Source organism: Bacillus cereus group sp. N6 (assembly GCF_016483705.1).
In the GTDB taxonomy this organism is placed as follows: domain Bacteria; phylum Bacillota; class Bacilli; order Bacillales; family Bacillaceae_G; genus Bacillus_A; species Bacillus_A wiedmannii.
This window is the reverse complement of sequence record NZ_JAEHBI010000336.1, coordinates 1-237: the sequence shown is the minus strand read 5'-3', so window position 1 is coordinate 237 and position 237 is coordinate 1. Positions and strand designations below refer to the sequence as shown.

Genomic DNA, 237 nt, shown 5'->3' with positions numbered 1-237 from the left:
TGACTGCAATGTCATCAGGGCCAGTTCCAACGGTAATAGTAGCAATGACTCCATTATTTGATCCATCTATTACAGATACTGTATTTGAAAGGTAATTTGTAACATAAATACGATTGGTAATTTCATTGGTAGTTATTTCATAAGGACCAGTTCCAACAGTAATAGTAGCAATGACACCATTGTTTGATCCATCTATTACAGATACTGTAGTACCCATACTACCATCACCACGATTAG

Annotated in this window: 1 protein-coding gene; it reads right to left on the bottom strand. The window is 35.9% G+C overall.

Going from position 1 to position 237, the window contains the following annotated elements:
* The coding region (locus tag JDS99_RS31515) for a YncE family protein (RefSeq protein ID WP_369413409.1) at positions 1-217 on the bottom strand (217 nt) is incomplete at its 3' end.
* Between the last annotated feature and the right edge of the window lie 20 nt (positions 218-237).